Below are 7,743 nucleotides of genomic sequence, written 5' to 3'. Positions count from 1 at the left end.
ACGGCGGCCGGGTTGTCCCTTGCGGGGGCAAACTTTTCGGACGGGGGGATTGGACGGTGCCGTCGTTGTCCGCCAACGGGGACTTCGTACGACGGCGGCGCCTCGCGATCGGCCGACGGGGTCAGACGCTCGCGACGAAGCCGACCTCGAGCAGCAAGTTCGCGTGTGACCGCTGTTCGCCCGTGGCGATGACGAGCCCGGTCTCCGGCGCCCGGACGGCGTCGTAGAAACGCGAACCGGTCGAGCGACCCGAACGGCACGTCCGGCCCGAGGATACGCCGGTAGCCGTCGTGCGCCGCCACCGGGGCGTCCGGCGGCGCCGTCATCACGGTCGCGGCCTCGAAGGGCACGGCGTCGAGGAGCGTCGTCAGGACCTCGTCGACGTCGAGCACGCCCGGACGCCAGTTGAGGTGCACGAGCTCCGCCCGGGGGTGCATCGCGGTCGCGAACGGGTAGTTCCCGTCGGCGACGAGCACCCGCGACCCGTGGCCGAGCGAGGCCAGCGCGCTCAGGGTCGGGCGGTGGGTCAGCGTGTAGCGCAGCATCAGTCCTCCGGGGTCGTCGTGGATGGTCCGAGGTGGGCGACGGACCCGCCGGCGACGAGCCGCGGTGCGACCACGACGTCGACCGGCGGCGCCGGGGGAGTGGCCCCGGCGGTCCGTTCGGCGAGCCGTTCCCGGATGCGGTCGGCGGCCCGTACGGCGAGTTCGTGCGTGGGCTGTTCGATGACGGTGAGCTTCGGGACCGTCACCTGCGCGAGCTCGCGGCCGTCGAACCCCAGGACCGACATCTCCCGACCCAGGGTCAGCCCGGACTCGTTCAGGGCGATCACCGCCCCGATGGTGAGCTCGTGGTTCGCGCAGAAGACCGCCGTCGGACGCTCCGGCAGCACGAGCAGCCGCTGCATCGCCGCCTGCCCGTGCTCCACCGTGAGCGGACCGGTGAGCACGGCCTCCGGTGCCGGGTCGACCCCGGCCCGGGCGGCGGCGGCACGGAAGCCCTGCACCCGGCCGCGCATGGTCGACACCGCGGGATCGCCACCGACCACACCGAGCCGCCGGTGCCCGTGGTCGACCAGGTGCTGCGCGGCGAGGGCCCCGGCGCGCTCGTTGTCGAGGAAGACCCCGTCGGTCTCGAGCCCGTCCGCCCGCCAGTCGATCTGCACGACGGGGACGTGCTCGGCGGCGCGTGCGAGCGGGACGACGTCGTGCGGGGAGGGGACGGCGATGATCCCGTCGACCATGCGGCTGCGCAGCAGGTCGACCGCTCCGGCCCCGGCGTCCGGGCTCGACGACACGATGACGCTGCCGCCGGTCGGTCGGAGGGCGCTCTCGACCCCGGCGATCACCGTCAGGTGGAAGTCGTTGTCGAGCGCGGGCAGGAGCACCCCGATCGTGCCGGACCGTCGGGAGCGCAGGCTCCGCGCGAACGCGTTCGGGAGGAAGCCGAGGGCCGTCGCCGCACGCTCGATGGCGCGGGCGTTCTCCGCCCGGACCGTCCCGCCGTTGTAGAACTTCGAGATCGTCGCGAGCGACAGCCCGGTCTCGCGCTGCAGGTCCTTGTAGGTCGCCGTCACGCGAGGCCGCCCGGGATCGTGCCGTCCTCGTCCCACAGGTCGTGCCAGCTCGTGGCGCCGGGCCACAGGAACACCTGTCCCTTGATGAGCCGTGCTCCTCGGTCGACCGCCGCCATCGCCCGGAGCTCGTCGGGAGTCAGCGGGTCGGCGAGTGCACCCTCGAGGTTCGCCCGGTACTGCTCCGGCTTGACCGAGAACGGGATCGGGACCTGCCCGCGGGCGACGGCCCACTGCAGGCACACCACGGCCGGGTGCACGCCGTGGGCCTCGGCGATCCGGAGGACGGTCGGGTGCTCCACGTCCACCGGATCGTCGTCGGTGCGGTCGCGCTCGGGGCGGGACGGCGATCCGAGCGGCGAGTAGCCGACGGGCTGGATGTCGTTGTCCACGCAGAACCCGAACAGCTCGGGTTGCTGGAACGTCGGGTGCAGCTCCATCTCGTTGAGGGACGGCAGCACGCGGGCGTCCCGGAGCAGCAGCCGGAGCTTCGGGACGGTGGTGTTCGAGGTCCCGAGGTGCCGCACGACCCCCTCGTCGACGAGCCCCTCGAGCGCACGCCACAGCGCCGTGTAGGCGGCGTGGTCGTACGGGCGCGCCGTCCGGTCGCGGTCCTCGACCGAGGCGTGCGGCGCGTGGTGGTTCGGGAACGGCCAGTGCACGAACACCGCGTCGAGGTGGTCGGTGCCGAGGTCCCGGAGTGAACGACGGACCGAAGCGACGGCAGCGTCCGGGTCGTGCGCGTCGTTCCAGACCTTCGACATAACGAAGAGGTCGTCGCGCGGGACACCGCTCGCCGCGATCGCCCTGCCCACCGCGGCCTTGTTCGGTAGACCGCCGCGCAGTCGACGAGCCGGTACCCGGCTCCAGTCCGCCGCGCACGGCGGCCGCGACCTCCTCCGGCCCGTACCGGTCGGAACCGAAGGTCCCGAGGCCGATCACGGGGATCGTCGCGCCGGTCCGCAGGGTGCGTGTGGTCGCGGTGTCCATGGGTGGTCCTCTCGGGAGCGGGGCGACGGGTCGGACGACCCGGAGCACGACGAGCCGAACGGTAGACGGAACGTTTCGGATCGACCGTCACGACACAGGCTAGCGCTCCGGCTGGCGGGAGCGTAACGTTTCGTGCAACTCGAGGAGGAGTGATGACCGCACCGCACGACCTGCCCCGCATCGACCCGGAGACCCTGCCGGAACCGGTCGACGTCCACGACAACTCGGAGGCGCTGGCCGCGGTCCGGGCGGTGATCGCCGCGGGGCCGTACGACGCGACCTGGGAGTCGTTGCAGCGGTACACGCCGCCGCGCTGGTACCAGGACGCGAAGTTCGGCGTCTTCCTGCACTGGGGCGTCTACTCCGTGCCGGCGTTCCGGAACGAGTGGTACTCGCGCGACATGTACCGGGAGGGCACGCCCGAGTTCGAGCACCACGTGGCGACGTACGGTCCGCAGTCCGGGTTCGGGTACAAGGACTTCATCCCGTCCTTCACCATGGAGCGGTTCGACCCGCACGCCTGGGCGGCCCTCTTCCGTCGCGCCGGGGCGCAGTTCGTGGTGCCGGTCGCCGAGCACCACGACGGGTTCGCGATGTACGACACGGACCGCTCCCGGTGGAGCGCGGCCCGGATGGGACCGGAGCGCGACGTGTTCGGTGACCTCCTCGGCGCGGTCGACGACGCGTTCATGGTCCGGGGTGCGTCGTCGCACCGGGCCGAGCACTGGTTCTTCATGAACGGCGGTACCCGGTTCGACTCGGACGTGCTCGACCCACGGTTCATCGACTTCTACGGCCCGGCGCAACGGGAGGAGACCGCGCCGAACGAGCGGCACCTGGAGGACTGGCTGCTCCGGACCGTCGAGGTGATCGACAAGTACCGACCGCAGGTGCTGTGGTTCGACTGGTGGATCGAGCAGCCAGCGTTCGAGCCGTGGCTCCGGACCCTCGCCGCGTACTACTACGACCGCGCCGCCGAGTGGGGCCGCGAGGTCGTCATCAACTACAAGTGGCAGGCGTTCGCCGAGGGCTCGGCGGTCTACGACATCGAGCGCGGCGCGATGGGCGCCACCCCGCCGTTCGTCTGGCAGAACGACACCGCGGTGTCGAAGACCGCGTGGTGCTGGGTGGAGGGGCACGACTACAAGACCGCGCGGGACCTCGTGGCGGAGCTCGTCGACGTCGTCGCGAAGAACGGGGTGCTCCTGCTCAACGTCGGCCCGAAGCCGGACGGCACCATCCCCGAGCCGGAGCAGCAGCTGCTCGAGGACATCGGGCGCTGGCTCGTCGTGAACGGGGAGGCGATCTACGGCACGCGCCCCTGGACCGTGTCGGGCGAGGGGCCGACCCACGTGCAGGCGGGATCGTTCGTCGACGCGGACCTGCCGGTGTACGTCGCCGAGGACGTCCGCTTCACCCGCCGCACCGACGTCACCGGCGAGTACGTCCACGCGGTCCTCCTCGCCGACCCCGCGGACGGGACGGTCCGGATCCGGTCCTTCGGCAGCGGTGCCGGCCTGCTCACCCGTCCCATCAGGAGCGTGCAGGTGCTCGGCGTCGACGGCGAAACCGCCTGGACGCAGACCGTGGAGGCCCTCGAGGTCGTGGTCCCGCGGTCGACGAGCCCGCACTCCGGCCCCGTGGTGAAGGTGTGGCTCGAGCCGGAGACGCCGCCGGAGCGGACCGACAGCCTGCACGGCTGACACGCTGAGGTGAGCACCCCTCGGACTGGAGGCGTGGAACGCCGCGCACTGATCCTGGAGGCCGCCGCCCACGAGTTCGAGCGCGTCGGCTACGCCGCCACGACCATCGCGGCGGTCGCCCGCGAGGCGGGTGTTCCGCAGGGGACGCTGCACTTCCACTTCCCCACGAAGGTGTCCCTCGCGCTCGGCGTCATCGACGAGCAGAACGTCAGGACCTTCGACGTCGTGAGCCACGTCGACTCGTCGCCCACCGTGGCGCTCGTCGCGGCGTCGAAGGGCATCGCCGGGATGCTCCTCACCGACCCCGTCGTGAGCGCGGGCATCCGGCTCTCCCTCGAACGCGGCGAGTTCGGTGCGGCGACGGCGGCCTTCTACGAGCAGTGGATCGGCGGGATCAGCGACCTGTTCCGCCTCGCGATCGCGGCCGGTGAACTGCGGACGGAACTGTCCGCGGAGGAACTCGGCGCGACCGTCGTGCCGATGTTCACCGGGGTGCAGCTCGTGTCCGCCGTGCGGACCGGCCGCCAGGACCTCTTCCCGGCGGTCGCGGCGATGTGGCGGATCGTGATCGCCGGCATCGCGGCCCCGCGTCACCGCGAGCGGCTGCTCGGCGTCGTCGCGGAGCTCTTCGGCGACCAGCCCGTCGGCGCCTAGGCTCGGTGCATGGGGGAGACCACCGTCCTGCCGGCCGACCACGCGGAGGTCGCCGCACGTCTCGACGCCGGGTGGCGGATCACCGCGCGGTCATGGGCGGCGCAGCTCGACGCCGCACACGTCGACCGGCCGAGGCTCACCGCGCTCGTCGACCGGATCGCGCCGGTCGTGGTCCGCGAACTCGGCACGGCCGACCTCGACGCCGTCCTCCGGCTCGACGCCGCCACCGTGCACGACTACCCGGGGAGCGTCGCCACGCAGCACACCGCCCTGACCCGATCCTCGGCCACACCCACGGCGGCTCGGCGGGCGTTCGGCGCGCTGACGCCGGACGGGGAGCTCCTCGGGATGACGTTCGTCGACGTCGAGGGCGACACCGTCGAGACCGCGTTCACCGTGGTCGACGGGACGCACCGTGGCGCGGGCGTCGGCCAGGCCGTGAAGGCCGCGTCCGTGCTGGCCCTGCTCGAGGACGACGCCGTCGTCCGATTCCGGACCGGAGGCTCGGACGACAACCCGGCGATCATCGCCGCCTGCGCCGCGCTCGGGTACCGACGTGACGAGGAGTGGGTGACGCTCGGACCGCCGGCGACGGTCAGGAGTCGGTGAGTTCCCGCGAACGGAACCACTTCAGCAGCCAGGCGGAGCTCGTCCGGTCGAACTCGGGCGGGAAGTCGAGGTCGCTGGTGAGGAACGGGCTGAACCCCTCCTGCTGCTCGACGTCGGCGTCCTCGAGCGCGCGGTACGCCATCGCCCAGCCGTCGAAGCGTCGGCGGTCGATGTCCTCGCGGACGAGCGACTTCACGTCACCGTGCCGGGCATCACGGGAGATCGCGGCGAAGCGGTCGTCGACGCTCCACGCGGGTCCTTCGAGCAGCTGCATGAACCGGCCGCCCTTCGCGACCAGGAGCCCGGAGACGCCGAGGGCGGTGTTGCGCAACCGCGCCGCCGTCAGGAGCTCCTGCATGTCGCCGTCCTCGAAGGGGACGTTCGCGCGGCTCATGTAGAGGATGGAGACGAGCACCGTCTCATCCTGGCGCGTCATCCGGGGAGCCTCGAACGTTGTCCGGATCGCGCAGTCCTGGTCGCGGACGCGATGCACGCGGAGACCACGAGCAGCCCGGCCGGGACGAGCATCGCCGCCTGCAGCCCGAGGTGCTCGCCGAGGAACCCGAGCCTGACACTCATGCGACTGCCGCTCGACTGAGCCGTCCCCGCGGGCCGCGCCCGCCTGCCGGGCGCGACCCGTGCCTCCCGGCCCTGCGCTCCTGCGCTCCTGCGCTCCTGCGCTCCTGCGCAACCAAAGTCAGACCGAACCAGACGATCTCGTGGTTCCGCGCGTCTTTGGTTGTGCGGCGACCGTTCGCGTCAGACGGTGGTGTCGAAGACCGGGCCGACGGTGCGCGAGCGCTTCAGCTCGAAGAAGCCCGGGTACTTCGCGACCGCGACGACGCCGTCCCAGAGGTCGAGCGCCTCCTGGCCCTTCGGCGCCGGCGAGATGACCGGGCCGAAGAACGCGGTGCCCTCGACGGCGATGACGGGCGTCCCGACGTCCTGGCCGACGCGGTCGATGCCGTCCTGGTGGCTGGCACGGACGGCCTGGTCGACCTCGTCCGTCCACGCGTACTCGACCAGGTCGGCGTCGAGCCCGAGCTCCGCGAGCACCGTCGGGACGACCTGCTCGGGGTCGCTCTCCTGCCGGTGGTGGACGTGCTCGCCGAGCGCGTCGTAGAGGGGCTTCACGACCTGGTCGCCGTGGCGGAGCCGTGCGGCCGTCACGATCCGCGGGTAGACCTGGGCCTGCGGTGAGCCGCTCCCGGTACGGCTCCGGGACGTCCTGGTGCTCGTTGAGGACGAAGAGGCTCATGACGTGCCACGTGACGTCGATCGGACGCTGGCGCTCGACCTCACCCACCCAGCGGCTCGTCATCCAGGCCCACGGGCAGTTCGGGTCGAACCAGAAGTCCACAGCGGTGCGTTCGGTCGTGTTGTCCACAGTCGTCTCGGTCACGGATGCGAGCGTACGCGCGCTCGCTAGGCTGGAGTCGACCGTCCCGCCGGTGCACGACGCCGCGCCGGGACCCCTCGTACGCGGACAACGACCCGTCCGCGTCCCCAGTGGAAGTTGGAGCGTCCGTGCCCGGAGAGAACCTCACCCGAATCGAAGCCCAGGAGCGCGCCGCCGTCGTCGACGTGCAGTCGTACGAGGTCGAGCTCGACCTCACCCGCGGTGCCGAGACGTTCGGCAGCACCACCCGCGTGCGTTTCAGCGCGACCCCCGGCGCCTCGACGTTCATCGACGCGATCACGAAGACCGTGCACACCGTCACGCTGAACGGTGCCGCGCTCGACGTGGCCGCCGTGAACGACGGCGTCCGGATCCAGCTCGACGACCTGCAGGAGCAGAACGAGCTCGTGGTCGTGTCCGACGCGCTCTACACGAACACGGGCGAGGGCCTGCACCGCTTCGTCGACCCCGTCGACGACGAGGTGTACCTCTACTCGCAGTTCGAGGTCCCGGACTCCCGGCGGATGTTCGCCGTGTTCGAGCAGCCCGACCTCAAGGCCCAGTTCTCCTTCACCGTCACCGCGCCGGCCCGCTGGCAGGTCGTCTCGAACTCCCCGACCCCCCAGCCGCACGTCGACGGCGAGATCGCGACGTGGTCCTTCCCCCCGACCGCGAAGATCTCCAGCTACATCACCGCGCTCGTCGCCGGGCCGTACGAGGTCGTCCGCGACGAGCTGACGAGCCGCGACGGCCGCACGATCCCGCTGGGCGTCTTCGCGCGGAAGTCGCTCGCCGAGTTCCTCGACCCCGAGTAC

Annotated in this window: 9 protein-coding genes and 2 pseudogenes; 4 read left to right on the top strand and 7 right to left on the bottom strand. The window is 71.7% G+C overall.

Annotated elements, in window-relative coordinates:
• The 3 genes from I59_RS18890 to I59_RS18885 form a co-directional block, all read right to left on the bottom strand.
• The coding region (locus tag I59_RS18890) for an RbsD/FucU family protein (protein ID WP_261976490.1) at positions 1-545 on the bottom strand (545 nt) is incomplete at its 3' end.
• Positions 545-1,576: a LacI family DNA-binding transcriptional regulator gene (locus I59_RS01690; protein ID WP_022902392.1), complete on the bottom strand. Its 1,032-nt coding sequence runs from the start codon at positions 1,574-1,576 to the stop codon at positions 545-547. The genes I59_RS18890 and I59_RS01690, both read right to left, overlap by 1 nt.
• On the bottom strand, positions 1,573-2,388 hold the full coding sequence (locus I59_RS18885; RefSeq protein ID WP_261976489.1) for an aldo/keto reductase: 816 nt from the start codon (positions 2,386-2,388) through the stop codon (positions 1,573-1,575). Before I59_RS18885 ends, I59_RS01690 begins: the two co-directional genes overlap by 4 nt.
• Positions 2,389-2,715: 327 nt before the next feature.
• Here I59_RS18885 and I59_RS01680 point away from each other — a divergent pair, with 327 nt between their 5' ends.
• Genes I59_RS01680 through I59_RS01670 form a run of 3 tightly spaced genes read left to right on the top strand, consistent with a single transcriptional unit; the run spans position 2,716 to position 5,529 of the window.
• Positions 2,716-4,266 carry an alpha-L-fucosidase gene (locus I59_RS01680; RefSeq protein WP_022902391.1) on the top strand — a complete coding sequence of 517 codons (1,551 nt, stop codon included), beginning with the start codon at positions 2,716-2,718 and terminating at the stop codon, positions 4,264-4,266.
• A gap of 33 nt (positions 4,267-4,299) precedes the next feature.
• Positions 4,300-4,920, top strand: a complete 621-nt coding sequence (locus tag I59_RS01675) for a ScbR family autoregulator-binding transcription factor (RefSeq protein ID WP_022902390.1) — start codon at positions 4,300-4,302, stop codon at positions 4,918-4,920.
• Positions 4,921-4,929: 9 nt separating this feature from the next.
• Entirely contained in the window at positions 4,930-5,529 is a 600-nt protein-coding gene (locus tag I59_RS01670) for an acetyltransferase (RefSeq protein WP_022902389.1), read from the top strand.
• Here I59_RS01670 and I59_RS01665 read toward each other — a convergent pair.
• The 4 genes and pseudogenes from I59_RS01665 to I59_RS23790 form a co-directional block, all read right to left on the bottom strand.
• Positions 5,516-5,965, bottom strand: coding sequence for a BLUF domain-containing protein (locus I59_RS01665; protein WP_022902388.1), 450 nt, complete (start codon positions 5,963-5,965; stop codon positions 5,516-5,518). The two genes, I59_RS01670 and I59_RS01665, sit on opposite strands and share 14 nt — an antisense overlap.
• Positions 5,962-6,108 carry a hypothetical protein gene (locus I59_RS22480; RefSeq protein ID WP_022902387.1) on the bottom strand — a complete coding sequence of 49 codons (147 nt, stop codon included), beginning with the start codon at positions 6,106-6,108 and terminating at the stop codon, positions 5,962-5,964. The genes I59_RS01665 and I59_RS22480 overlap by 4 nt, the downstream gene beginning before the upstream one ends.
• 180 nt (positions 6,109-6,288) lie before the next feature.
• A complete protein-coding gene (locus I59_RS18880; RefSeq protein WP_307120418.1) occupies positions 6,289-6,699 on the bottom strand; it encodes a hypothetical protein in 411 nt (136 codons plus the stop codon).
• A 73-nt stretch (positions 6,700-6,772) separates the two neighbouring features.
• Positions 6,773-6,850: pseudogene (locus I59_RS23790) on the bottom strand (disulfide bond formation protein DsbA); the annotation flags it as partial.
• A gap of 206 nt (positions 6,851-7,056) precedes the next feature.
• On the opposite strand from I59_RS23790, the pseudogene I59_RS01650 reads away from it, so the two are divergent.
• Positions 7,057-7,743: pseudogene (locus tag I59_RS01650) on the top strand (aminopeptidase N); the annotation flags it as partial.

Source organism: Curtobacterium sp. B8 (assembly GCF_000333315.1).
GTDB classification, from domain to species: domain Bacteria; phylum Actinomycetota; class Actinomycetes; order Actinomycetales; family Microbacteriaceae; genus Curtobacterium; species Curtobacterium luteum.
Note: the sequence above shows the minus strand (reverse complement) of the source record. Positions and strands in the feature narration are given on the sequence as shown.